The sequence below is a fragment of the uncultured Ruegeria sp. genome, assembly GCF_947489545.1.
In the GTDB taxonomy this organism is placed as follows: domain Bacteria; phylum Pseudomonadota; class Alphaproteobacteria; order Rhodobacterales; family Rhodobacteraceae; genus Ruegeria.
Genome location: NZ_CANLDZ010000004.1, coordinates 223,718 through 249,127 on the forward strand (window position 1 = coordinate 223,718; position 25,410 = coordinate 249,127).

General features: G+C 59.4%; 17 protein-coding genes. 6 read left to right on the forward strand and 11 right to left on the reverse strand.

Annotated elements, in window-relative coordinates:
• Nucleotides 1-38: 38 nt before the first annotated feature.
• The 5 genes from arfB to Q1B13_RS08215 form a co-directional block, all read right to left on the reverse strand.
• Entirely contained in the window at nt 39-458 is a 420-nt protein-coding gene (arfB, locus tag Q1B13_RS08195) for an alternative ribosome rescue aminoacyl-tRNA hydrolase ArfB (RefSeq protein ID WP_299079313.1), read from the reverse strand.
• Nucleotides 459-721: 263 nt separating this feature from the next.
• Nucleotides 722-1,366 carry a queuosine precursor transporter gene (locus Q1B13_RS08200; RefSeq protein ID WP_299079316.1) on the reverse strand — a complete coding sequence of 215 codons (645 nt, stop codon included), beginning with the start codon at nt 1,364-1,366 and terminating at the stop codon, nt 722-724.
• A gap of 96 nt (nt 1,367-1,462) precedes the next feature.
• Nucleotides 1,463-2,347, reverse strand: coding sequence for an esterase-like activity of phytase family protein (locus Q1B13_RS08205; RefSeq protein WP_299079319.1), 885 nt, complete (start codon nt 2,345-2,347; stop codon nt 1,463-1,465).
• On the reverse strand, nt 2,320-3,183 hold the full coding sequence (gene mepA / locus Q1B13_RS08210; RefSeq protein ID WP_299079321.1) for a penicillin-insensitive murein endopeptidase: 864 nt from the start codon (nt 3,181-3,183) through the stop codon (nt 2,320-2,322). The genes Q1B13_RS08205 and mepA overlap by 28 nt, the downstream gene beginning before the upstream one ends.
• Nucleotides 3,180-4,547 (reverse strand): MFS transporter, encoded by a 1,368-nt coding sequence (locus tag Q1B13_RS08215; RefSeq protein WP_299079323.1) that lies wholly within the window; start codon nt 4,545-4,547, stop codon nt 3,180-3,182. The genes mepA and Q1B13_RS08215 overlap by 4 nt, the downstream gene beginning before the upstream one ends.
• A 135-nt stretch (nt 4,548-4,682) precedes the next feature.
• On the opposite strand from Q1B13_RS08215, the gene Q1B13_RS08220 reads away from it, so the two are divergent.
• From Q1B13_RS08220 to yaaA, 3 genes are all read left to right on the forward strand, one after another.
• Nucleotides 4,683-4,967 (forward strand): YggT family protein, encoded by a 285-nt coding sequence (locus Q1B13_RS08220; protein ID WP_367180703.1) that lies wholly within the window; start codon nt 4,683-4,685, stop codon nt 4,965-4,967.
• A 90-nt stretch (nt 4,968-5,057) separates the two neighbouring features.
• On the forward strand, nt 5,058-7,097 hold the full coding sequence (recQ, locus tag Q1B13_RS08225; protein ID WP_299079325.1) for a DNA helicase RecQ: 2,040 nt from the start codon (nt 5,058-5,060) through the stop codon (nt 7,095-7,097).
• A 33-nt stretch (nt 7,098-7,130) separates the two neighbouring features.
• Nucleotides 7,131-7,901, forward strand: a complete 771-nt coding sequence (gene yaaA, locus Q1B13_RS08230) for a peroxide stress protein YaaA (protein ID WP_299079328.1) — start codon at nt 7,131-7,133, stop codon at nt 7,899-7,901.
• Here the strand turns inward: yaaA and Q1B13_RS08235 are convergent.
• Nucleotides 7,892-8,353, reverse strand: a complete 462-nt coding sequence (locus Q1B13_RS08235) for a VOC family protein (protein WP_299079331.1) — start codon at nt 8,351-8,353, stop codon at nt 7,892-7,894. The genes yaaA and Q1B13_RS08235 overlap by 10 nt on opposite strands.
• A gap of 9 nt (nt 8,354-8,362) precedes the next feature.
• Nucleotides 8,363-10,576 carry a response regulator gene (locus Q1B13_RS08240; RefSeq protein WP_299079333.1) on the reverse strand — a complete coding sequence of 738 codons (2,214 nt, stop codon included), beginning with the start codon at nt 10,574-10,576 and terminating at the stop codon, nt 8,363-8,365.
• A 116-nt stretch (nt 10,577-10,692) separates the two neighbouring features.
• Here Q1B13_RS08240 and Q1B13_RS08245 point away from each other — a divergent pair, with 116 nt between their 5' ends.
• From Q1B13_RS08245 to pbpC, 3 genes are read left to right on the forward strand one after another with little or no spacing between them, the layout of a single operon-like run.
• The gene (locus Q1B13_RS08245) at nt 10,693-16,119 is read left to right on the forward strand and encodes an alpha-2-macroglobulin family protein (protein ID WP_299079336.1); all 5,427 of its coding nucleotides are present in this window, start codon (nt 10,693-10,695) and stop codon (nt 16,117-16,119) included.
• The gene (locus Q1B13_RS08250; RefSeq protein ID WP_299079338.1) at nt 16,116-16,679 is read left to right on the forward strand and encodes a putative glycolipid-binding domain-containing protein; all 564 of its coding nucleotides are present in this window, start codon (nt 16,116-16,118) and stop codon (nt 16,677-16,679) included. The genes Q1B13_RS08245 and Q1B13_RS08250 overlap by 4 nt, the downstream gene beginning before the upstream one ends.
• Nucleotides 16,672-18,708 (forward strand): penicillin-binding protein 1C, encoded by a 2,037-nt coding sequence (gene pbpC / locus Q1B13_RS08255; RefSeq protein WP_299079341.1) that lies wholly within the window; start codon nt 16,672-16,674, stop codon nt 18,706-18,708. The genes Q1B13_RS08250 and pbpC overlap by 8 nt, the downstream gene beginning before the upstream one ends.
• 9 nt (nt 18,709-18,717) lie before the next feature.
• Here the strand turns inward: pbpC and Q1B13_RS08260 are convergent, their stop codons facing one another.
• Genes Q1B13_RS08260 through Q1B13_RS08275 form a run of 4 tightly spaced genes read right to left on the reverse strand, consistent with a single transcriptional unit; the run spans nt 18,718 to nt 25,395 of the window.
• Complete coding sequence (locus tag Q1B13_RS08260) at nt 18,718-20,760, reverse strand: hypothetical protein (RefSeq protein ID WP_299079344.1); 2,043 nt, start codon at nt 20,758-20,760, stop codon at nt 18,718-18,720.
• Nucleotides 20,757-23,519, reverse strand: a complete 2,763-nt coding sequence (locus tag Q1B13_RS08265) for a DUF4159 domain-containing protein (protein ID WP_299079347.1) — start codon at nt 23,517-23,519, stop codon at nt 20,757-20,759. The genes Q1B13_RS08260 and Q1B13_RS08265 overlap by 4 nt, the downstream gene beginning before the upstream one ends.
• On the reverse strand, nt 23,516-24,391 hold the full coding sequence (locus Q1B13_RS08270) for a DUF58 domain-containing protein (protein WP_299079350.1): 876 nt from the start codon (nt 24,389-24,391) through the stop codon (nt 23,516-23,518). Before Q1B13_RS08270 ends, Q1B13_RS08265 begins: the two co-directional genes overlap by 4 nt.
• Entirely contained in the window at nt 24,388-25,395 is a 1,008-nt protein-coding gene (locus tag Q1B13_RS08275) for a MoxR family ATPase (protein WP_299079353.1), read from the reverse strand. The genes Q1B13_RS08270 and Q1B13_RS08275 overlap by 4 nt, the downstream gene beginning before the upstream one ends.
• Nucleotides 25,396-25,410 lie beyond the last annotated feature (15 nt).

Genomic DNA, 25,410 nt, shown 5'->3' on the forward strand with positions numbered 1-25,410 from the left:
TGAGAAGCAGAGTAGCAACGCCCGAAGAAGTTACCAGATCAATCTTCGGCCACCTTGCCGCGCAAGGCTTTGACGTCTGATCGCGCTTTTTTTGTTGCCAACCGACGTTTGACGGAACCGTAGGTGGGTTTGGTCGCAATACGCCGCTTGGGTTTGACCAATGCTCGGGCGATCAGTTCGGTCAGGCGCGTGCGTGCGATTTCGCGGTTGCGCGCCTGCGACCGCGTCTCTTCACACTGGATGATGATCGCGCCTTCTTTGGTCCAACGCCGCCCGGCAAGCCGCTTCAATCGCGCCTTGATGGGATCAGGCAAAGAAGGAGAACGCGCAGCCTCAAAGCGCAGCTCAACCGCCGTTGAGACTTTGTTGACGTTTTGCCCCCCGGGCCCCGAAGAGCGGACAAAGCTCTCCGTCAGTTCCCAGTCTTGTAAAGCGATATCATCATTGATGCGCAACATACTGCGAACCTTATAGGCGCTGGCCAGAAACAAAAAGGGCCGCCCCTGCGGGACGGCCCTTCGAAAGTTCAGGAGGTTGGGTCGGTTAGATCAATCGACCAGCCGGAGCGAGCGCTCCGCCAAGGGCTGCCCTAACAGGCGATCCCCCCGGTTGTTCCGACACCTCTCTCCAATCTCTTTCTCGACACTGGATCACCTCCTTTTCTATCTGTTGCGGTTGAAAAGAAGCGTGCCACAAGTTGTGCCATTCTCAAAGCGTTTTTTTACGCGGGCTGCGCGGTCATTCTTGCAACAATCACCTTGAATGGGATCAACGCGATCAGCGCCAGCGACAGTTTCACCAGCCAGTCAGCGAACGCCAAGGTCACCCAAAGCGGGGCCATCGGACCGGACAGCATGAAGGGCACAGGCTCCCACGCCCAGCTGATCGCGGCGTCTGCATTGGCACCAAAGATCGCAACCGACGCCGAGAAGGCGATGGTGAAAAAGATCGCCGTATCGAGCGCCGATCCTACGAGGGTCGACACCAGCGGCGCCCGCCACCAACGGCCACCACGCAGCGAATTAAACACGGTGACATCGGTCAACTGAGCGATCAGAAAGGCGGTACCGGACGCGACGGCGATCCGCAGCGGCACGGCGGCATAGGTGAACCCATCACCTTGCAACATGATCTGGCTGCCAATCAGCGAGCAGATGATACCGGTGACAAACCCGGCGAACACGACCTTGCGGGCCGGACCCACGCCATAGACGCGGTTCATGATGTCGGTGACCAGAAAGGCCAGCGGATAGGTGAAAGCTCCCCAGGTCAACAGCCCGTCAAGGATCAGGAACTGGACCAGAAAGTTCGAGGCCACAACAATGGTGGCCATGGCAATAATGCCGGGAATGTAAGCGCGTTGCATATTTTGATGCCCGTTTTGACAAGGTAGCGGCGACTTGGCCAAGGGCTCATCCCAAGGCAAGCCGCGCTTCTAGCGGGTCGGAATGCGTTTGGCAAGTCAATCAGGCAAGGCGTATTCGACAATCTCTGTCCGCTGCAGGCCAATGAAATTGTCATCCGACACCATGGTTGCGCGCAGGACCCCCTGATTGTCACGCCAGACGGACAGGCCTTCCAGATTGTCATGTGTGCCTGTGCCGGTCTCAAACAATGTTTCTTCGGCGACGGGCGTATCACTTTCGATCTGCCACCGACGCAAGCGCGTGCGGAATCCGGTCAGAGTGACCTTACGCTCCAGAACATAGAACCGACCATCCGGGTCAAAATCGGCGGCAACAGGCAAAAACCCATCCCGCGGCGGCAGGACGAACGGTGTGGACCAGGATTGTCCGTCCCAGCGATACACTGGGATGTTTCCCTGAACCGTCCTGTTTTTCTCGGTCAGCGTATAAAGGCGCCCCTGTCCATCAATCGCTAGGCCTTCGAACGAGCCATTGCGATCAAGCTCATTAAACACCTGTGGGCGTGGTAAGACCCGCGCATTGGTCCCCGGTGCTGAGTAATAAGCCACCCGATGTACACCTTCGAAAGACACAAAAAAGCTGCCATCCGGCGCGACCGCTATGCCTTCGGAATCACCTGCATAGCCCAGCATGATGCGGCCAGTGCTGGACAGAACCGGCCATCGACCAAGGATCTGAACATCTTTGATCTCGACCCCGTCTCGCTGGAACCTGACCGACAACACCGTGGCACGGTCGCTCAGAACGATTGCACTGCCACCGTCATCCGAGACATGGATGGCCGAAAACCCGCCAAACCATTCGGCATTGTGCCGCCATGCAAAGCTGCCCAGATGAGAGGCCATCTTGACGTCAACGGCCCAAACCGATCCGGCCAGAAGCAGCGCCGCGACTAGTTGGATTGTAAAACTGCGGCGCATTGCTGGGGCAGATCTGCCAAACGGTATTCCCTGCGCTTCTTGGGCGCTGGCGCGTTTGGATCCGGCGGCGGCGGGTTCAGTATGTTTTGCACCCATTGTTGCGCCTCAGCGCACCCATCCCCTTTGGGTGGCGCGTCCTGGTTCACGCATCCGCGGGACCCGCGCGGGCATTTGAGCCGCACGTGGAAGTGATAGTGGTGCCCCCACCATGGCCTGATCTTGCGCAGATAGGCGCGGTTGCCTTTCTCATCATTGCACATCTGAACTTTGGCGCCGGGGAATACGAATATTCGTGCCACGCGCTTATCCTTGGCAGCCTCTTTCAAAACCGCATGGTGTTGCTTGGTCCAGTTGCCGTTCACATAGGCGCCATTGGCCCGGCGCAAAGAAATGGACGAGAGGTTTTCGCGCGCTTTGCGTGACAGGCGCATGTTGTCGCCCGGCAGCATCCAGATATCGATGTCCAAACCCAACTGGTGACTGCGGTGCCCGGATGTCATCGGTCCGCCGCGCGGCTGGCTGATATCCCCAACATAGAGACCGTTCCATCCCGGTTGTTTGGCGGCAAACTTGCTGAGGTCCTGTACATAATCAACCGCCTCGGGGTGTCCCCAATTGCGATTGCGCGACAAACGCATAGCTTGCCATGTCGGCCCCGTCTCGGGCAATTGCACCGACCCGGCAGCACATCCGCGCGAGTAACTGCCGAACGCGGCCGGTTTTTGTTGTGAGCTTTGCTTTTGGGCCCCGAACAACTGTTTGGCCAACGGCTGTGCTCCAGCCGTGCCTGCCAAAGTTATCGTGGCCAATATCGCCAAAAAACGTAGTAAAATCATCTGCTCTGATCCCCTTCCGGTCTGACCCAGCGCATCAGGACTAGACCCAGAATAAACAACAGAACGATGGGTGACACCCCCAAACGTGCACTCCCCGTTACAGTTGTTGCAATCCCGATCAGCATGGGCGCTGCAAACGCCGTGGCGCGGCCTGAAAGCCCGTAAAGACCAAAGCTTTCAACCGGGGCTTTGGGATCAGTGTGGCGCACCATCATCGAGCGGCTGGCCGATTGCAAAATCCCACCCATGCCACCGATCAGGACACCGCAGCCAAAAAAGACCAGATCAGGAAGGCCTGATCCTTCGGGCAATGTGATGCCATAGATCTGTGTCCGATCCATCAGTACGATGGTCGCGCAGACGAAAATCAGTACCCAGATGGCCACGATAATGACCGGCTTGGGACCGTACTTCCTGTCCAGCTTACCGCCGATCCAGGCAAAAGCCGCCGCCGCCAGCACACTGACAATGCCAAACACACCGATCTTGATCAGATCCCATTCCAGCACCAGCCGCGCATAAACGCCGCCAAACGTATAAAGCCCGTTCAAGGCATCGCGATACAGCATGGACGAGCCAAGGTAAGAGGCAAGGCTGACCCGGTGGCGTAAGGCGGAAATGGAATGGCCTAGCAATCGCAATGCCTCGCCGATACTGCCTTTTTTGTCCGGTTCGGGATCGTCGCGAACCCACAGGAAGTAGGGAACCATGAAAAGGATGAACCAGCCGGCCGTAAAGGGCCCGACAAAGCGGGTGCCCTCGCGTTCAGCCGCGTTCAGACCAAACATCGGGTCCATCCCGATCAATGTCTTGCCATTGGCCTGCTCGACAAACAAAGCCAGCATGATGGCAAGCGAGATCAGCCCACCGAAATAGCCAAAAGCAAACCCTGACCCAGAAATCTCACCCACTTCGCTGTCATCGCCAAGATCCGGAAGCTGCGAATTGATGAAGATCAGCGCATATTCGGCACCGACAAAGCCCAGACCAAACGCCGACAACATCAACCACATGTTCGAGCCATCCGGCAACGTGTACCACAATGCAGCTGAGCCCACCGCGTACATCACCGAAAAGGCGAAAATCCATGGCATGCGACGGCCCGATACATCCGCCATCGCACCCATCAACGGCGCGCCAAATGCGATGATCAATCCAATGATGGTCATGCAGTTGGCCCATACCGTCTGCGCACGGGCGTCTGCGGCATCAGAATCCAGACCCGAGTTTACGAAAAACTCGGCAGCAATCCCCGCAAAATAGGGGCCAAACACAAATGTGACGAGCAAGGTGTGATACGGCTGACTGGCCCAATCAAAAAACCACCAGCCCCAGATGCGCTTGCGCTTGGAAATATCCGCCATACCTGCCTCTGTTTTATTGTTGTTTTAATAAGACGAATGTTTGCTGCATTTCGCAAGCGTTCTGTTGCGGCAGTCTTGCTCTTTGCCGAACAAACAACTACCTCTCGCCAAACAAGATCGGAGTTCGCAAACATGATGGCAATATACGGTCCATTGGACCTAATTCTGAGCATTGCTTATTGGTTTGTCATTGTTCATGTCATCATGAGCTGGCTGATCAACTTCCAAGTTTTGAATCTAAACCAGCAATTTGTTGCGCAACTCTGGTATGGTTTGAACAAGCTGTTGGAACCGATCTATCGCCCGATCCGAAACGTCATGCCAGACCTGGGCGGCATTGATCTGACACCCTTAGTCGTGTTCATCATAATTATCTCGCTCCGAAGCTACATCCTTCCGACATTGTTTGGGCTGATATAGGCGTACCTATTCCCCCTTGTTCACTGAATCTTAGTATGTGATTGTCCTGTCTAAAGAGCAGACAAACCTAAAAACAGGGCAACCCCGCACATGTTCGACGCCGCACCGTTGCTGCGAGATGTCTTTGGATTCGATGATTTCCGCCCCGGGCAGGAAGAGATCGTCGATGCCGTGACGGCGGGCGAAAACGTGCTGGCCATTATGCCTACGGGTGGCGGTAAATCCCTGTGTTTCCAATTGCCTGCCTTGCTACGCGATGGGGTCACGGTGGTGATTTCCCCGCTGATCGCCCTGATGCGCGATCAGGTGCGCGGGCTGCAAGAGGCCGGGGTTGAGGCCGGCGCACTTACATCCGGAAACACCCCCGAAGAAACCGATGCCGTGTGGGAGGCGCTGGAAGCCGGTCGGCTCAAGCTGCTATACATGGCGCCAGAACGACTGGCCGCAGGGTCCGCGATGGGAATGCTACGCCGGATCAATGTCAGCCTGATCGCCGTGGACGAGGCCCATTGCGTCAGCCAATGGGGTCACGATTTCCGACCCGATTATCTGCGGATCGGAGAGCTGCGACGCGCGCTGGATGTCCCACTGGCGGCCTTCACTGCCACCGCGGATGCAGAGACACAGGACGAGATTGTCGAGAAGCTGTTCGACGGCACTGCCCCGCGCAAGTTCCTGCGTGGGTTCGATCGACCCAATATCCATCTGGCGTTTGCCGCCAAGGATGGGCCGCGAAAGCAGATCCTCGATTTCGCCGAAGCCCGTAAAACTCAATCTGGTATTGTCTATTGTGGCACTCGTAACAAGACCGAGGTTTTAGCCCAAGCGCTTCGCGCCGAAGGTCACACCGCGTGTCACTATCATGGCGGGATGGAGGCCGAGGATCGCCGCATCGTCGAAACCCGGTTTGCCCGCGAGGACGGTTTGATCGTTGTAGCGACTGTCGCTTTCGGCATGGGGATCGATAAACCCGACATACGCTGGGTCGCCCATGCGGACCTGCCGAAATCCATCGAAGCCTATTACCAAGAGATCGGCCGCGCGGGCCGCGACGGTGGCCCCGCCGAAACACTGACTTTGTTCGGTCCCGACGACATTCGCCTGCGCCGAACACAAATTGACGAAGGACTTGCCCCACCGGAACGTCGCATGGCTGATCACGCGCGATTGAATGCTCTGCTGGGTTTGGCCGAGGCCTTAGAGTGCCGTCGAAAAGCGTTGTTGAGCTACTTTGGCGAACAGGCTGAACCCTGTGGCAAATGCGATCTCTGCGATACCCCGCCCGAGGTTTTTGACGGGACCACGCCGGTCCGTATGGCTCTGTCTGCGATTTTGCGCACAGACGAATGGTTTGGCACAGGCCACCTGATCGACATCCTTCTTGCGAATGAAACGGACAAAATCCGGGATCGTCGTCACGATGCCCTGTCCACGTATGGCATTGGCAAGGACTGGTCGCGCCCGCAATGGCAGGCGATCTTTCGGCAGATGATGGGGCATGATCTGGTCCGGCCTGACCCCGAACGCCACGGCGCACTGCGCATGACCGAAGCGGCAAAGCCGATCCTGAAAGGTGAAGCCCAGATCAACCTGCGGAAGGACACGCTGCGCAAAGCCACGCGGCGCCCAGCCGTCAAAATGATGGTTTCGGAAGAAGACGCCCCGATGTTGTCCGCCCTCAAAGCCAAACGCCGCGCCCTGGCCGAGGCCGCGCGGGTGCCGGCCTATGTGATCTTCCCGGACCGCACCCTGATCGAAATGGCCGAGAAACGCCCGACGACTCTGGATGACATGGCCCGGATCGGCGGCGTGGGCGCAAAAAAGCTGGAGCGCTACGGGGATACGTTTCTGGAAGTTGTCGCTGGAGCAACTGAGGCCGTGCACCCTGCGCGCCGCAAACTGGCTGGGCGCGAACAAGGCGACATCTATGATCAATTGCTGGCCGTACAGAACCAATTGTCCCGCGGTCTGGACGGGATTGACAAGCCGCTGACCTGCTCGGCTGCGCAACTGGCCAAGGTGGCGCAATTGCGCAGCTGTGATGCGCGTGCACTGGAACAACTTCTGGGCGACCGTCGTCACGAAAGGTTTGGCGCGGCCTTTCTGGACGTGTTGCAGACAGCAGGCTAGATACGGGTCTGACAGGCAAAAACGAGGGCGGATATGCTGGTAGTGATTTCCCCGGCCAAGCGGCTGGACTGGGCAGAGCGAGATGTGACAGCGACAGACCCCGCTTTTCAGGACGACGCCATCCGTTTGTCCAAAACCGCGCGCAACCTGACGCTTGGCGATCTTAAAAAGCTGATGGACCTCAGTGATGATCTGGCCCGCCTAAATCGGGATCGCTATCGTGCCTTTTCCGATGATCCCGGGTCTGACAAAACGCGACCCGCTGCTCTGGCCTTTGCAGGAGACACCTACCAAGGTCTTGAGGCCGCGTCGCTGGATGCCGATGAAATGGCGTGGGCCCAGGACCATTTGCGCATCCTGTCAGGGCTCTATGGCGTCTTGCGCCCCTTGGACGCCATTCAGGCCTACCGGTTGGAGATGGGCAGCAGGTTGAAAACCCGACGCGGCAAGAACCTGTACGAATACTGGCGCGACCAGCTGAGCAAAGCGCTGAACGTGCAGGCCGAAGAAGTGGGCAGCGAAACATTGGTGAACTGCGCCAGTCAGGAATACTTTGGCGCAGTCGACCCCAAAGCCTTAAAACTGCGCACCATAACGCCGGTCTTTATGGAAGACAAAGCAGGCAGACCCAAGATTGTCAGTTTCTTTGCCAAGAAAGCGCGTGGGGCCATGGCCCGCTTTGTCATCCAGCATCGTCTAACCGATCCAAAAGGGCTGCTTGATTTTGATATCGGGGGCTATGCATATCGCCCGGACCTGTCCGAAAACGACAAGCCCGTCTTCGTGCGACCCTATCAGGCTTGATCCAACATCGAAGAGTCATAGGCCACCAGTTCAACTGTGTTCCCCTCGGGGTCTTCGGTGAAAATGCCGCGCCAGCCGATCCAGCCGAACTCCTCGATCCTATAAGGCTGTCCGATCTCATCATACCAGCGCAACACGGCATCCTGTTCTTCAAACGGCAGGGAAAGTGCTATGTGATGCAACGCTGAGCCAGCGCCTGTGACGGGCCGGGCCGTAGCTGACGGATGCAGACCGGGGCGTAGTGAGACAGAGTGGTGAAACAGGGCAAGCACCTGTGTATGCCCGCCAAATCCTTCGGCAATGCGAAAAAACACGATTGCGCTGTTATAGTCCCCGTGCAGCCGTTCCAGACCAATCACAGTTTCATAAAACGCAACCATGGCGTTCATATCTGCGCAGCGAATGGCAATCTCGCCCAAGGCGCGTGCGCGAAAGCCTCGATCCTTTGACATGTGCTCAGCCTAGTCAGCCTGTTCTGATTCAGCAATGATTGGAATAGCATTTTGGGGGCAGTGTTTCAGGATCATTTGATGGATCAGCTTTTTATGCAGCGGCTTGGTCAGATAATGATCCAGACCAGCGGACAGAATTCCCTGATCGTCTCCCGTCATCGCATGGGCAGTCAGGGCAACAATCGGGACATGACGACCTGTTTCAATCTCGAACCGACGAATTTCCCCGGTGGCTTGCTTTCCGTCCATTTTGGGCATTGAGATGTCCATGAAGATCAGATCAGGATCAAAGTCCTCAAAGGCATCAACGGCCTCTATCCCGTTGGCGGCAAAGCGCAGGTCGATGTTCAGATCCTTGACCATCTTTTTCAGGATCAACTGATTGGTTCGGTTGTCCTCAGCCGCCAGAACCCGCATGAGCCTTCGCCCCTTGAGCAGCCCTGCAGGCTCTGCATCGACGGTTTCTGGACCGGTTGACGCGACTGACGTCAACGCCGGGCTTCCAAGGGCCATTAGTCGGGAATACAGCTCGGACCGGGGGATTGGTTTTTGCAAAACACCTTCGATCAGATGGCGTGCAGGGTCGGCGTGAATGGCACCGGGGTTGGTGGACATCACTACCACCGGCAGGTCGCCCCAGCCCCGTTCTTTCAGGTGCGTTGCCAGCTCGACCCCATCCATGTCCGGCAGGTCGTGATCGCAAAGTACAAGGTCAATCGAAGTATCGAGCTTTGCAAGCGCCTCATCCCCTGACGCGCAGACCGTGACATCGGTTCCAAGACGACCCAGCTGTTTGGCCAGAATGGCGCGGTTGACAGCCATATCTTCGACCACCATGACGTGCTTCAAGCGATCAGCCAGATCCGGCGGCGCAGGCTGCGGGCCTTCGGCAGCCGGCAAAGACATACGAAAGCCAAAACACGACCCCTGACCCGACTCACTTTCGACCCAAACCGAACCGCCCATTATCGTGATCAGACGCTTGGTGATCGCCAGACCCAGCCCGGTGCCTTCGAACTGACGGTTGCGTTCATCCTCGATCTGATTGAATTCCCCAAAGATGTGCCCAACCTTGTCCGCATCGATGCCAATGCCTGTGTCTTCGATTGCAATATGGATGTCACAGGTCTGATCACTGGCATCCGGCACACCAGTCACCCTGATCAGCACATGGCCTTCGGCGGTAAACTTCACAGCGTTGCCCACCAGATTAGTCAAGACCTGCCGCACCCGGCCCGGATCGCCCACAAACAACGTCGGCAGGAACAGATCGTAATCCACCAGCAGCGTCAGTCCTTTGTCCCGCACACTGGGCTGCAACAACATCGCCACCTCAAGGATGCACCGTTCCAGATCGAATTTTTCGGGATGTAAGGTCAGCTTATCAGCCTCGATCTTGGAATAGTCCAGAACATCGTTGATGATGACCAGCAATGCTTCGCCCGAGTTGCGGATCGTCTTGACATACAGCCGCTGTTCTTCGTCCATAGGCGTTTCGCTCAGCAGTTCGGTCATTCCGACAATACCGTTCATCGGCGTTCGTATTTCATGGCTCATATTGGCCAGAAATGCCGATTTTGCCCGGTTCGCAGCCTCGGCGCGTTCGCGCGCGGCCTTAAGCTCGGTCTCGTGTCGGACCGTGGCGGTGATGTTGAGCGCCAGGCTCACGACGTCACCACCACTGCCGCGCTGATCGATGAGGCGAATGTAGTGCCCGTTCCAAAGCTGGATCACCACCGGCGGCGGGTTTGCGCGCGCCCACCGATCCTGCATTCTGGCGCGCCATGCCTCAGCCGGTTCAGGTCCGGTATCCACGATCCCTTCGGTCATCAAAAGCTCGAGAATCCGCGAGTAAGACACACCCGGCGCGACGTCATCCAACCCCTCAAACACGCTCAGGTAGGCCGCGTTGGCACTGATCAGCCTGCTGTCACCGTCAAAAAAGGCAAACCCGTCCTGAATGGTTTGGATCGAATGCCAAAGGCGACGTTCTGCCACCTCGATCTTGGCGTTGGCAACGGTCAGGTCAGATTTGACCTTTTCGTTCTCCCCCCGAACCGTCTCAACCTCGGCCTGGGTTTCGTCGATACGCCTGGTCAGCGCCATGGCGTAGCGCCCCAATTCGCGGTTCGCGGCGGACAGTTCTGCCTGTTTCAGATCTAGCAACCGCTCGGCCGCCAGACGCGCGCGCCGTTCCTGTGCCAGTTTGCTTGCAAGACTCATATCGATCAATTCCGGGACAGTTTCCGCCCAGCATCCCGACAGACCGTGAAAAAGTGTTTAAGCCGTTGCGCAACGGGCTTGCGACATGCAAGGCTGACCGCAAAGAGGAGGGCGTCATGCACCGCTTTGTATTGATTTCAATTACTTACATAATTTCGCTTTTCATTTTGCCCGCGGCTGTTTCGGCGCAAAGTGTGGCGCCGGACTTTCGATACATCACCACACGGGATAAGGATTTCTATGGCTCGGACCTAGATGCGTTGTTTGATACGGATCTAAAATCCTGCATTCGGGCGTGTTCGGCCAATGCGCGCTGTACGGCGTTTACCTACAATACGCGCTCGGAAGCATGCTTTCCCAAAAGCGGTGTAACCCGGCAAGACCCTTACGAAGGCGCGTTGTCTGCACAGAAGGTTCCGACCACGGACCAGACCCTGACACTGACCAAATCGCGCGCAGCTGCGCTAGACAATTTAAGCGCTGCGGATTTTGATCGCGCAGCACAACAGGCTCGCGATCTGGGCTTTTTGCACAATGCCAGCGGGCGCGACCTGAATGCGGTTCTGGACGCGGCGCGCAATGCCAGCAACGTGACGCAGGCGATGCAATGGATGGGCGTCGCGGTATCTCTGAGCGACGCGCCAGATCTGTGGGTCGAATACGCGCGGCTGTTGTTGGCCCTGAACCCACCTGGCTGGACCGAAAAACGCGATCTGCGCCAACGGGCGATGAATGCTGCGCTGAACGGATATCTGCGGGCCGAGACACCGGGCACACAAATTGCTGCCCTGATGACACTTGCCACCGCACTGGAAGAGGTCGAGCGCGGGCGCGACATGATCTCGGTCCTCAGGCTGGCTGAACAGGTGCAACCGCGCGAAGATGTGCTGGCCGCGCTGGATGACGCGATTGGAAAATACGGCTTTCGTGTTATGGACAGCACCGTTGAAAGCGACGCGGCCCAACCCCGGATCTGCGTCGAATTCTCTGAACCGCTGGTCCAAGCCGGTGTCGACTATGATCCATTTGTGCAGCGCGGCGATGACGGGCTTGTTGTGCAGGTCGATGACGCTCAGCTTTGCATAGATGGTGTCGCGCACGGCCAACGGTATCGCCTGACCCTGCGCGAGGGCCTGCCAGCGGCCTCCGGCGAAACGCTGAATCGCAATGTGGAGCTAACCCACTACGTGCGTGATCGCGCACCCTCGGTCCGGTTTCCAGGGCGCAGTTATGTATTGCCAAAGTCAGCCGATGCGGCTTTGCCGGTGGAAACGGTCAATGTCTCTGAACTGGACCTGACCCTGCGACGTGTCAGCGACCGCAACCTGCTGCGGGCCGTCCAACAGGACTTCTTTGGCCGTCCGCTTTCTGAATGGCAGGAACGTGCATTTTCTGACGAGATTGCCGAGGATATCTGGACAGGTACTGCCGACGTTTCAAACCAGCTGAACCAGAGCATGGCCGCGCGCTTGCCCATGGCCGATGCGATTGCGGATCAGCCAGCGGGCATCTATGCGCTGACGGCGCGTGTGCCCGGCGCAGACCCCTATGACGATCCCGGCGCAACACAATGGTTTGTGCTGTCCGATCTAGGCATCAGCACCGCCCTGGGCACTGACGGGCTGCACGTCACGGTGCGCGGGCTACACGATGCCCAGCCACGTGATGGGATCGAGGTCTCGCTGGTGTCGAATGCCAACGCGGTCATTGCCACGGCGCAGACAGATGCCAGAGGCTACGCCCGGTTTGAGCCTGGCCTGACACGCGGCACCGGGGCCAGCGCCCCTGCCTTGGTCATGGCCTCGGACGGCGAGGTTGATTTCAGCTTTCTGTCCCTGACCGACCCCGCCTTTGATCTGTCTGATCGCGGCGTCGAAGGGCGTGCACCCGCAGGTCCGGTTGATGTTTTCATGACCACCGACCGCGGGGCCTATCGCGCCGGAGAGGCAATCTATATCACGGCGCTGTCCCGTAATGATGAAGCACTAGCCATCGAAGACCTCCCTCTGACTGCTATTCTGTATCGTCCCGATGGGGTTGAGTACCGACGCCTCGTTTCAGACGGGGGTGTCGCAGGGGGTCACGTCTTTGCCCTACCTGTCGCGGTTGATGCTCCACGGGGCACCTGGAACATTGAAATCAAGTCAGACCCAAAAGGAGGCGCGCTGTCGCGTCAGTCGGTTCTGGTTGAAGATTTTCTGCCGGAACGGATCGATTTCGAACTGTCGCTGCCGGATGCGCCTCTGCGCCCCGGCGACAGCCCCCCGCTGCAGATCGACGCTCGTTACCTATTCGGGGCGCCCGGCTCGGATCTGACGATCGACGGACAAGTCATCGCGCGCCCGTCGGAAACGGTAGCTGGCTTTGAAGGTTATCGCTTTGGACGTTACGATGCCGAGGTTTCGACAAAAAGCACGTATTTCGGTGACGCCCGAACGGACGCGTCCGGGCAAGCCACAATTGCAATCGAAATCCCGGTACTGAAGACAGGCGGACGACCTATCGAAGCGACTGTCATCGCACGTCTGGCTGATGGATCGGGCCGCCCGGTCGAACGGCGTTTGACGGCTGCCGTGCAACCGCCCCAACCAGTAATCGGGATCAAACCGATGTTTGACGACGTGATCCCCGAAGGCACCGAGGCCGCGTTTCAGGTTGTTGGCCTGTCCTCGGATCTTATGCTCAGTCCCATGCGCCTGCGCTGGACGCTGAACCGGGTCGAGACGCGCTATCAATGGTATCAGCTCTATGGCAACTGGAATTGGGAGCCGACCACGAGACGCACCCGCGTGGCAACAGGAGAGGTCGATTTCACCTCGGAACCGTTGACGCTGACCCAACCGGTCGGTTGGGGTCGGTACGAGCTGGTCGTACAACGTATCGACGGCACCTATACCGAGACAGCGGTTGATTTCTATGCTGGCTGGTTTCAGGCGGCCGATGCGTCGACCACACCAGACCGGCTTGAGATGTCGCTGGACCGCGACACTTACCTGGCTGGCGACACAGCGCAGCTGCGCATCGTACCCCGCATGGCAGGCGTGGCGCAGATCGACGTGCTGTCGAACCGGCTGATCCACCGCCAGATGGTTGAAGTGCCAGAGGGCGAGACCATCATTCCCATTGAGGTCACGCAGGATTGGGGTGCAGGTGCCTATGTCACCGCGACGGTGATCCGCCCCATGGACGTCGCCGCCGGCCAGAACCCGGCGCGGGCTATGGGCGTGGCCCATACCGCTGTTGATCCGGTGGGCCGCAAGCTAGACGTATCCATCGACGTGCCCGAAGTCAGTACGCCTCGTCAGATACAAAAAGCCCTTGTCAGGGTCGAAAACGCGACTGAAGGCGATGCTGTTTGGCTGACCCTGGCGGCGGTTGATGTCGGCATTCTCAATCTGACCGGGTTCGAAAGCCCGGACCCGCAGAATTACTATTTTGGCCAGCGTCGCCTTGGCGTGGAGCTGCGCGATGTTTATGGGCGTTTGATCGACGGGATGAACGGTGCAATGGGCACTGTTCGGTCTGGTGGAGACAATGACAGCGGCATGCGCCGGCAGTCGCCGCCGCCGACACAGGACCTGATGGCAGTGTTCAGCGGCCCGGTTGAGGTTGGCGCGAACGGCGAGGTCGAGATCGACATCCCCCTTCTCGCCTTCAACGGCACTGTCCGCCTGATGGCCGTCGCATGGTCGCGCGCAGCAGTCGGACAGGCCGAGGCGGACATGATCGTGCGCGATCCGGTGGTGGTCACCGCCAGCCTGCCCCGTTTTCTCGCCCCCGGTGATCAAAGCCGGATGCTGCTGGAGATCGTTCACGCTGATGGGACAGCCGGTGAGATGACGCTGGGGCTGGCGACCTCTTCAGAACTGGAGCTTGGTGCCGCGCCCGCCACCTTCACGCTCGACGAAGGCGGCAAAGCCGTGTTCGAGGTTCCGATCCGCGCCAACGCAATGGGAGACCCCGAAATCAACGTGTCCATCACCACACCAGATGGCCGCGACCTGTCGCAGACATTGCGCATGCCGGTGCGCGCCAATGATCCAGTTGTGGCTCTGACACGGCGTTTTGCGCTCGGCTCGGATGACAGCTTCCTGTTCTCGCAGGATGTGTTCGACGGGCTTCAGCCCGGCTCGGCCAAAGCCATTCTATCGGCCGGGGCACTGGCAAAATTCGACACGCCTGGCCTGTTGGATCAGCTGAACCGCTATCCTTACGGCTGCACCGAACAAATCACCAGTCAAGCGCTGCCGCTGCTGTATTTGTCATCTGTCGCAAAGGCTACGGGGTTGGGCGACGGTCCGGTGGTTGACCGACGCATTGCCGACTCGATCCGCAGCGTCCTGACGAGGCAGGCGGCCAACGGGGCCTTTGGCCTGTGGCGGGCTGGCAGCGGTGACTTCTGGCTGGACGCCTATGTCACCGACTTCCTGTCGCGCGCGCGCGCGCAAGGATATGTCGTGCCAGACCGCGCCTTTGCCCAAGCGATGGATAACTTGCGCAATCGCATCAACTATGCCCCGGATTTCGACGAGGGCGGACAGGACATCGCCTATGCCTTGATGGTTCTCGCACGCGAAGGTGCAGCCTCGATGGGCGACCTCAGGTATTATGCCGATGTCAAAGGCGAGGCATTCGACACGCCTCTGGCTGCGGCACAGCTTGGCGCTGCGCTGGCATCTTATGGGGATCAGACCCGCGCCGATGCGATGTTTGCCCGCGCCGCGCAAATGCTGGCCCAGCGACCGGCACAAAGCCAAACATATTGGCGCGCAGATTACGGCAGCACCTTACGAGACGCGGCCGGTTTGCTGACATTGGCCGTGGATGCGGGCAGCGAAGCCGTTGATCGCAGCGCCCTGATCCAACGGGTCAGCGCCGGGCGGTCCCACCGTTCGACACAAGAAGCCGCTTGGTCGCTGCTGGCCGCGCATGCACTGATCACCGATCCGGACGGCGCAGGCCTATTGGTCAATGGTGCGCCTGTCTCAGGCCCGTTCGTTGAGGTTCTGGAGACGGGTCAAGATGAAGAACTGAACATCACAGCCACAGACGGCCAACCCACCGATATCACCCTGACTGTCACCGGTATTCCCGATGTGCCACCCGAGGCTGGCGGCACCGGTTACGCCATCGAACGCCAGTATTATTCGATGGAGGGTGACCCGCTGGACCCTTCGACCTTCGCGGCGGGGGATCGTTTTGTGACTGTTCTGACCGTCACGCCGTTTGAAAACGGTGGCGCACGACTGATCATAGACGATCCGCTGGCGGCAGGGATAGAGATCGACAACCCCAGCCTGTTGCGGTCCGGCGATGTCCGATCGCTGGACTGGCTGAACCTGTCCGAGGCGATACACACGGAATTCCGTTCAGATCGGTTTCTGGCGGCAGTTGATCTGTCAGGCCGCGAGACCGTGACACTGGCCTACGTAGCCCGCGCGATCACACCGGGTGACTTCCATCACCCGGCGGCGTCGGTCGAAGACATGTACCGCCCGCAAAACCGTGCGCGCACCGATACGGACCGGGTCGTGGTGAAGTGACCGGCAGAACCGCCATAGCCACTGCCCATTGGCGTCGGTTGGACGTGCAGGGCACGGATCGCTGCACGCTGTCGCGGCTCGACAGTGGCTGGATGTTGGTCGGTCAGGCCACATGGCATGATGATGGCACTGACAATATCCTGACCTATGACGTGCGTTGCGCCATGAACTGGCGCAGCCTGTCAGCGGATGTCAGTGGCGAGGTTGAAGGGTGCGATGTGGCCCTGCGACTGCGATGCACCGATCAGGGTTGGGCTTTGAACGATGCGTTACAGGAGTGCGACGCAGAGTGTCTTGATCTTGACCTGAGCTTCACCCCTGCGACCAACCTTTTGCCCCTGCGGCGGGAAGAGATCGCTAAGGCCCAAAGCGCCCGCATCAAAGCGGCTTGGTTGAAGCCGGACCTGGCTTCGATGGAAAGGCTCGATCAGGTCTATACTTGGCTATCGCCTGGTCTGATCCGATATGGCTCGACCAATCATCAGGCGGACTTGTCTGTCCATCCATCTGGGTTCGTCACCCACTATCCCGGCGTGTGGGAAGGATGGATCGATGCCTAGATCCAGCCGCCTTTTGCTTGCACTCGCTGGCGTGCTGTACCTGTCAGCATTCGCGCGGGATCGGGTCGAGAGCTGGATAGACGCCACCGTGTTACCACCCGTGCTAGCCGAAACCTCGGTCGAGATGCGTGACCGCAACGGATCACTTCTGCGCAGTTTCCCGGTCGAAGATGGGATCTGGCGCATGCGCCCTGGTCCGGTCGACCCGGCCTTTGCGGCTATGCTGATACGGTATGAAGATAAGCGGTTCTGGTCCCATGCCGGTGTTGACCCGCTGGCCATGGTTCGCGCTGCGACGCAGACGTTGTGGAATGGGCGCGCCGTGTCCGGGGGCTCGACCCTGACGATGCAGGTCGCGCGGTTAATCGAGGACGGATCAACCGGACGGTGGAGCGGTAAAATCCGCCAGATGAGAGTTGCCTTGGCGCTGGAGCAGCGTCTGAACAAGCAGCAGATCCTGAACCTGTATCTGACCCATGCACCGTACGGGGGCAATCTGGAAGGCATTCGCGCGGGCGCGCGCGCGTGGTTCGGGAAAGACCCTAACCGGCTGACACCAGCGCAGGCTGCCCTTCTGGTCGCCTTGCCGCAGTCACCCGAAGCCCGCAGGCCTGATCGAAACCGCGAAGCCGCCCGTAACGCGCGCGATCGCGTTCTGCGCCGGATGCACCGCTACGGCGCCCTGTCAGACCCTGAGTTGCGCAGCGCCTTGACCGAAGCGGTTCCCTTGGAGATGAGACCGTTTCCCCGGCTGGCCCCCCATTTGACCGAACGTGCCCGCCGTCAGTCGCCTGGAGCCGAAACGCATGACCTGACCTTGGACGCCCAGCTGCAAGCGCAGTTGGAACCCTTGGTTGCTAAAGCAGCTGCGCGCGCCGGGTCCAGCGTGTCCGGGGCACTTGTGGTTGCAGATCACCGCAGTGGTGAGGTTCTGGCCTCCGTCGGATCGTCCGGATATCGGGATGCCCGTCAGGGTTTTGTGGACATGACACGCGCGCTTCGCTCCCCGGGGTCGACACTGAAGCCACTGGTTTACGGGCTTGCCTTTGATCAGGGGCTGGTACATCCCGAAACTCTGATCAGCGACAGCCCCGTGATGTTCGGTCGCTACGCACCGCGCAATTTCGACGGTGTATTCCGGGGCGAGGTACGGGTTCGTGATGCGCTGCAAATGTCGCTTAATATTCCCGTTGTCCGGCTGACGCATGAGCTTGGCCCTGTCCGCGTGATGGCAGCCCTGCGAAAGGCCGGAACCAATCCTGAACTTAAGGGTGGTAGACCGGGCCTTGCCATCTCGCTGGGTGGTGTCGGGCTGAGCCTGATTGATCTGGTCCAACTCTACGCCGCATTGGCGGCTGGTGGGCAAGGGCCGGTGCTGCACCACGGGGTTTTAAGCCAGCCGGGGCAAACCGAGCGCATCCTGTCAGACACATCCGCCTGGCAGATTGGTGATATTCTCGCGGGTCTGACACCGCCACAAGGCGCGCCATCGAAGGGACTGGCCTACAAGACCGGCACATCTTACGGCCACCGGGATGCCTGGGCTATCGGGTTTGACGGCCAGCATGTCATCGGCGTCTGGTTGGGTCGTGCCGATGGAACCCCGGTTCCGGGTGCGTTTGGCGGCGATCTGGCCGCACCTCTGCTGTTCGAGGCGTTTGGGCACCTGACGCCCGAATTCACGCCATTGCGCCCGCCCCCACCTGCGACCCTGATGGTGGGCGCGGCTCAGTTGCCACCACCCTTGCAGCGCTTTCGCCCGCGCGCGGCTGTGTTTCAGGACGACGTATCTGCGCCCCGCCTTTTGTTTCCCCCAGAAAATGCTGTGCTAGAGACTGACGGAACTGCCTTGACCATAAAGCTGCGTGGTGGGGTCGGCCCTTTTTCTGTGCTGGCAAATGGGACACCCGTCGCAACAGGCAAGTATCATCACGAATTCGACATACCTAACCCTGGCCCAGGCCACGCCGCGCTGGTGGTTGTCGACGCCGAAGGGCAATCTGATCGGGTCACTGTGCGTATCGACTGATCTAAGGCGTCAGCGCCGCCCTTCGCGCAGCCAGCCACCCAGCAAAAACCCACCAGCCAAAAGCAGGACCAGCCAAGGCGGCAGCAATCCGGCTTGCGTGACATCACGGGTTTCATACGCCTCACGCGGGGTCAGCCCAATCCAACCACGCCCTGCAGCAGGTCGGCCCGCGCGCACATTGCGGATCGACGGCAGACCATCTTCCAACCGCACCACGCCGCCACGCAAGCTGCTTAGAACCGGGTCCAGGATTTCGCCTGTGGCAATCGTACGTTCAAATTCACGCGGCGCCGCAGGGCCGAGGCCGATCACCGCCATATGGTCACCTTCTTCAAGGCGATAGAGACCAATCTCAGGGCCAAAATACTGCGCCTCAAAACGACCCGGAGAGACCTCGTCCAAAGTGATCTCGAGCGTTTCCCCGTTTGGACGAGTGACGGTCACTGACCCGACTTCATCTTCAAGGGTCTGCCGAATGATCCGCATAGACTGCCCATTGGCCTCAGCCCACAGGGCCTCTTCCTCAAGCTCGGGTTCCTTCATCATCCAATGCGCCAACCGCCGCAGCATCTCCAGCTGCGGCCCACCACCCTCGAATCCCCGGCTCCACAGCCAGGCATGGTCTGACGCAAGCATGGCGACGCGGCCTTCGCCCACGCGGTCCAGCACCAGAAGCGGGCGTTCATCGACGCCGGTCATCAAAACCTCACCCCGGCGTTGGTTCACATCGATCTGACGCAACCATGCACCCCAGTCTTCGGAATCACCCAGATTGGTGGTCACCGGGTGACGGTGGCCCAAATCGCTGACCATCGGAACAAAGCGTTCTTCGATTACCCGTGCCGTCGGCTGCGCAGGCAGGATCGGAGCAAGAGGAGACCGGAAGATACTGTCAGCAGTAGCAAAATCGGGACCGGCGGCAATCAGGACGGCACCACCATCGTTGATATAATTTGTGACGTTATCCAGATAAATTGCCGGAAGGATACCGCGTCGCTTGTAGCGATCAAAAATGATCAGATCAAAATCGTTGATCTTTTCCAGAAACAGCTCGCGTGTCGGAAAAGCGATCAGCGAAAGCTCGTCCACAGGTACGCCGTCCTGCTTTTCTGGTGGGCGCAGGATTGTGAAATGCACCAGATCAACAGAACTGTCTGATTTCAACAAGTTGCGCCAGGTGCGCCCGCCGGGATGCGGCTCACCTGAAACCAGCAGCACACGCAGACGGTCACGAACGCCGTTCATCTGGATCAGCGCAGTGTTGTTGCGGTCGGTCAGCTCGCCCTCGGCCTGCGGAACCGAGAATTGAATGACGTTGCGCCCACCATGTGGAAGTGTCACCGGCAGCTCAACATCCAGTCCGATAGGAATGCTGAACTCCTCGGGTTCCCCTCCATCCACTGAAATCTCCAGCAGTGCAGTGGTTGCACCGGCGGGGTACGCGCCACTGTCTTCTACGCGCAATGTCAGAGTCACCGGCTCACCGATAATGGCAAAGGCAGGGGCATTGCGGACGATCAACCGACGATCCCAATCGCCTTCGCGGCCGGTTTGCAGCAAATGCATGGGCGCAGGCAGGTCAGGCGCCTGATCGACGTCGTGAACGATACCATCTGAGACAACAAGAATCCCTGCAATGCGCGCCCGGGGTTCTTCTGCCAGCGCCGCGTTCAGCGCCGCCATCACCTGCGTGCCTTCGTCTCCGTCACTATCGCCAATTCGAATGCGGCGCAGTTCGGTGTTGTCACGCGATTCAATTTCTGCGGAAAGATCCTCGGCTGCCTGTGCTGTCTGCTCTGCTCGGTCTGATAGCGTTTGACTGGCGCTCTCATCCTCGATCATCAGCACAATATCCGTCAGCGGCGCACGATCTTCAGCCTGATAGACCGGGCCGGACAGGGCTGCGATCACCACCAAAGCTGCCAATCCGCGCAGGGCCCAACCCGATAGGCCGCGCCATACGGCCAGCACGATCCCCGCAACGGCAATCGCGGCAACAGCCGCCAGAATGGGCCACGGAATCAGCGGGTCGAATATGACGGTTCCGGTCATTGTCCCAACCTGTCCAGAAGGGCGGGCACATGAACCTGATCAGATTTGTAATTGCCGGTCAGCACATGCATCACCAGATTGACTCCAAACCGATTGGCAAGCTCGCGCTGCCGCTCACCCGCATACCCGCGCCCGACAGGCAACAAGGCCTGTCCGTTGCGGTCTACGGCCCATGCTCCGGCCCAATCATTGCCGCCGATCACCACCGGCGTCACGTTGTCGTTGAGGTTGCGGAAGGGCATGCCTTCAATTTGCTCGGCATCTTGGGGCGCCGCTTCGACCCAAACCTCGGTCCCGGAATACCGGCCGGGAAAGTCCTGCAGCAGGTAAAACGTCCGCGTCAGAACATGGTCGCGCGGAATCGGCTCTAATGACGGGATGTTCAGCGGACCAGCCAGTTGCTGCAGTTTTCGTCCGTTGGGGCTGGAGGAGCCAAAACCAGCTATATCCGCATCACGCGTGTCGAACAGGATCATACCACCCGATCGCAGATAGGCGTTGAGCTTGGCATAAGCTTCGGTCGAAGGTTGTGACTGGTCCGGCGTAATAGGCCAATAGAGCAATGGGAAGAACGCCAGTTCATCCCGCTCTAGGTCCACGCCGATAGGGTCGGCCGGTTCAACCGATGTCCGAAAGTACAGCGTCTGGCCAAGTCCACGCAACCCGGCCTGTGCAATATCATCCACTTGCCTGTCGCCTGTCAGCACATGTGCCAGCACCAGTTCGTGCGTGGCTGCAAGGGCATAATCAGTTTCCTCGGCAGTCTGCGCCTGGGCTTCCGGCACAATCAGCAAAGCGCCAAGTCCGATTGCAGCGGCACGAGCCAGCCCCAACCGACCCGAAAGCGCCAGCGAGGCAATCACGTCCACCGTCAGCAACATCAATGCCAGGCTCAATAAGATGCCTCCAAGCGGTGTCTCAACGGTCACTTCTTGCCCCTTGATAGGAACATCTGCGGGCCATTTGGCTGGGCTTAGCGCAGCATCTTCGGACAAAACATTCAGCGCCAGTTTCTGTTTGCCGCTTTCATACAGCCCCGGGCGCAGGTCAGGGCCGATCTGGCCGGAAACCAGCTGAACCCCGTCAACCCCGGCCAAAGTACCTGCATCCGACAATGTTCCGAACCCATCCAGGGTTTGGATCGGCTCCCACGTGGTGCCCTGCAACTGTGCCACTTGCCGCGACTTCGCAGCCGAGGCCACGGCAAGACGATCCAGCATTTCAACAAACAGACCCGACAAAGGCAGGCTGGACCATTCGGCATCCGCCGTGACATGGAACAGGACCACCTGCCCCAAGCCCAGCGCCTTGCGTGTCACCAAAGGTGTGCCATCCGACAGCGACGCAATCACCCGATCCGCCAGATTAGGGTCTGGTTGCGCCATGACCTGAGTTGTGACAACGACATCGTCCGGTATCTGCAATCCAAAGAAGGGCGAGTTTTCCGGGAAGGGGGCCAAGGTCTTGGCCTCGCCCCAACTCATCGCGCCGCCAACCGACCTGCCGCCGCTGCGCAATCGTGCGGGTAACAATGTGTCTTCTTCATCGCGCCCTAGATCACTTGCCGCCATCCGAGGGCCAGCGAAGCGCAGCAGTAGACCGCCTTGTTCGACCCACTCAATCAAGCCAGCTTGTTCCGTGTCAGACATTTGCGCAACGTCGGACAAGACGATGACGTCCGGGTTCGCGGGCAGCACCTCCAGCAAACCACCATCGACAAAGTCTGCTGTCGGGATCAAAACCTGGGTCAGATAGTGCAGGGGCGAAAGCAACTCCAACCCTTCGCGATTCACTGTTCCTGCAATCAACGCAACTTCGCGCCGCCGCAGGCTGTCATCGGTCAGGGTCACCGCACCGGCAGAACGCTGTCCCTGAATCTCGAACCGGGTGATCCGGGCACGCAGCTCTGAGGGCAACGCCAATTCTATTTGCGCCTCAGTGGCGCCGCTTTCAAAGGTCAGTTCAGCCGCGTGCAGAACCCGGGCCGTGCCTGCAGGGTCCCGGCCCTGCGCCAACACCGTCACCGTTTCCATCGGCCCCGGCTCCCCACGCAGAACGGTCAGTTGAATGAGACCATCCTGATAAGACGCAGGCAAAACTGCCTTGGCTGGCGCAGGCCCGCGATAGACAGTGACCCCACCACGCGCTTGCAGCGCTGATACCATTTGGTCGTGGCCATCATAGTCTAGCCGGTCGCTGAACCAATGGGTATCAAAGCCGCCTTCAACCTCGTTCAATACACCCAGAACCTGTTCAAGCTGCGGCTCTGTTGGCTGCCAGGGGTTTGGGGTCAGGCCCGGCAAGCGACCGCGCCACGCTTCTGCCGCCTGAAACACGGGGGGTTCCGGTTCTGACAAACGCAGGATGGAAACCGGGCGTCCGGCCCGCCCAGCCTCGGCCAATTGTGCGTCGATCTGATCTAACGTCGACGACCAGCGCGACGCACCAGCCCAGGTCGCGTCCAGCACCAACAGCAATGGCCCAGATCCCGCTTGATCGCGCGACGGGTTCAGAACCGGACCGGCGAGCCCGATGATGATCGCAGCCGCAGCCAGCATGCGCAGCAACAACAGCCACCACGGCGTCCGATCCGAAACGCTTTCGTCATCCCTCAGGCCCAGCAACAGTGTCACAGCCGGGAACAGCCTGCGGATCGGTGCCGGTGGCACGGCACGCAGGATCACCCACAGGATTGGAAGGGTCAAAAGACCCAACAAAATCCAAGGGGCAGTGAAGCCAATGCTCGCCAGAATCGTCATCGCGTTCCCCCGTCCAGCGCCCGATAGAGCCACAACAGGGCGGCCTGAGGACTGTCACTGGTATGATGCAAGCCCAATCGCCAACCGGTCGCGCGACACAGCTGCGTCAGCGCATCCTTTCGCCGGACCAGCCGATCCAAATACCGCTCGCGCAGTTCCCCTGCCTTCAGCGTCTCGTGCCGAACCGATCCGGCTACGCTTTCGAAAATGGTGCGTCCCTGATACGGAAAAGTCTCTTCGCTGGGGTCAAGGATTTGCAATACAACGCCCCGGACGCCTCGATCAGCGGCTTTGGTCAGGGCAAGTTGGACCTCATCCATTGGGCCAAGGAAATCCGAGATGAACACGGCACGCGCATGGGGGATCATTGCGCGATGTTCCGGCGGGGCATAGTCGGTTTGTTCGTCTTTGGACCAGGCCTGCGCCAGCCGAATGATCTGAGCATTGCCTCGCCGTGGCGGCAATGTAGTTCCAGTCAAACCGACCCGTTCGCCGCCGCGTGCCAGCAGGATCGCTGTGGCAAGGCCCAGCAACCGAGCTCGGTCGGCCTTTGTAGGCAGGGTCTTTTCGGATGCAAAGCGCATCGAAGACCCCTGATCCACCCACAGCATGATGGATTGCGCAATTTGCCATTCCCTTTCGCGCACGAATTGCTGATCGCCTCTGGCCGAACGGCGGTGATCGATCATCCGACGACTGTCGCCAATCTGCGCTGGGCGGTACTGCCAGAAATCATCACCCATACCTGAGCGTCGCCGCCCGTGATCTCCCAACAGAACGGTTCCGGCCAAATGCTCGGCCCGCGCCAACAGGGGCGGTAACCGCGATGCCTCGGCTTCGGATCTTTCGCGAAGGGTCAGCGCCGCATTCACGCCGCAGCCTCTGTCCGGATCAAACCAGCGGCGGTCGTGTCAATCAGATCAGCAAGGCTGTCGCCCCGCGCGCGTGCCGCAAAGTTCAGCGCCATGCGGTGGCTGAGTACAGGACGCGCCATGTCCAGAACATCTTCGGCATTGGGTGCCAGACGCCCCTGCAACATCGCGTTGGCCCGAACTGTCATCATCAGCGCCTGCGCCGCCCGCGGACCGGGGCCCCAGGCAACGGTTTCAGCCACCCGATCTGAAACACCTTGTTCTTCGGGACGGAACGCGCGAACCAGATCCAGGATCAGTTCGACCACAGACTCCCCAACCGGCATTCGCCGCAGCAAGGTTTGCGCCGCCAACAAGTCTTCTTTGGTGAAAACCTGAGCCGACTCATCCTCTTCAATACCTGTGGTGGCCAGCAGGATATCCCGTTCAGTCTGACGGTCGGGGTAATCTACATCGATCTGCACCAGGAACCGGTCCAGCTGTGCCTCGGGCAATGGATAGGTGCCCTCTTGCTCGATCGGGTTCTGTGTGGCCAGCACATGGAAGGGAACACCCAGCGCGCGATCTTCGCCTGCAACTGTAACAGTCTGTTCCTGCATCGCCTGCAGCAGCGCCGATTGAGTCCGGGGACTGGCGCGGTTGATCTCATCTGCCATCAGCAGCTCACAAAAAATTGGACCGGAAATAAACCGGAAATGGCGGCTGCCATCCTCGGCCGTATCCAGAACCTCGGACCCCAGAATATCGGCTGGCATCAGGTCAGGAGTGAACTGAATACGGTTGCCATGCAGCCCCATGACGGTCGACAATGTTTCAACCAATCGCGTCTTGCCGAGCCCGGGAAGCCCGATCAGCAGCGCGTGACCACCGCACAAAAGAGCGGTCAGGGTCAGATCCACAACCCGCTCCTGTCCGATAAAGCGACGGGTGATCGAGGACTTGGCCTCTTGTAGCTTGTTTTCCAGCGCTTCGATCTCGGCGACGAGGTCGGCGGGTTCGGTCATGACTTTCCCTTCCGT

Bases quoted from the DNA above. Each gene is read 5' to 3' on its own strand.
- Q1B13_RS08245 (WP_299079336.1), top strand. From the start codon at position 10,693: ATGCACCGCTTTGTATTGATTTCAATTACTTACATAATTTCGCTTTTC.
- Q1B13_RS08235 (WP_299079331.1), bottom strand. From the start codon at position 8,353: ATGTCAAAGGATCGAGGCTTTCGCGCACGCGCCTTGGGCGAGATTGCC.
- pbpC (WP_299079341.1), top strand. From the start codon at position 16,672: ATGCCTAGATCCAGCCGCCTTTTGCTTGCACTCGCTGGCGTGCTGTAC.
- Q1B13_RS08240 (WP_299079333.1), bottom strand. From the start codon at position 10,576: ATGAGTCTTGCAAGCAAACTGGCACAGGAACGGCGCGCGCGTCTGGCG.
- yaaA (WP_299079328.1), top strand. From the start codon at position 7,131: ATGCTGGTAGTGATTTCCCCGGCCAAGCGGCTGGACTGGGCAGAGCGA.
- Q1B13_RS08215 (WP_299079323.1), bottom strand. From the start codon at position 4,547: ATGGCGGATATTTCCAAGCGCAAGCGCATCTGGGGCTGGTGGTTTTTT.
- Q1B13_RS08205 (WP_299079319.1), bottom strand. From the start codon at position 2,347: ATGCGCCGCAGTTTTACAATCCAACTAGTCGCGGCGCTGCTTCTGGCC.
- Q1B13_RS08200 (WP_299079316.1), bottom strand. From the start codon at position 1,366: ATGCAACGCGCTTACATTCCCGGCATTATTGCCATGGCCACCATTGTT.
- Q1B13_RS08220 (WP_367180703.1), top strand. From the start codon at position 4,683: ATGGCAATATACGGTCCATTGGACCTAATTCTGAGCATTGCTTATTGG.
- recQ (WP_299079325.1), top strand. From the start codon at position 5,058: ATGTTCGACGCCGCACCGTTGCTGCGAGATGTCTTTGGATTCGATGAT.
- arfB (WP_299079313.1), bottom strand. From the start codon at position 458: ATGTTGCGCATCAATGATGATATCGCTTTACAAGACTGGGAACTGACG.
- Q1B13_RS08275 (WP_299079353.1), bottom strand. From the start codon at position 25,395: ATGACCGAACCCGCCGACCTCGTCGCCGAGATCGAAGCGCTGGAAAAC.
- Q1B13_RS08265 (WP_299079347.1), bottom strand. From the start codon at position 23,519: ATGACGATTCTGGCGAGCATTGGCTTCACTGCCCCTTGGATTTTGTTG.
- Q1B13_RS08260 (WP_299079344.1), bottom strand. From the start codon at position 20,760: ATGACCGGAACCGTCATATTCGACCCGCTGATTCCGTGGCCCATTCTG.
- mepA (WP_299079321.1), bottom strand. From the start codon at position 3,183: ATGATTTTACTACGTTTTTTGGCGATATTGGCCACGATAACTTTGGCA.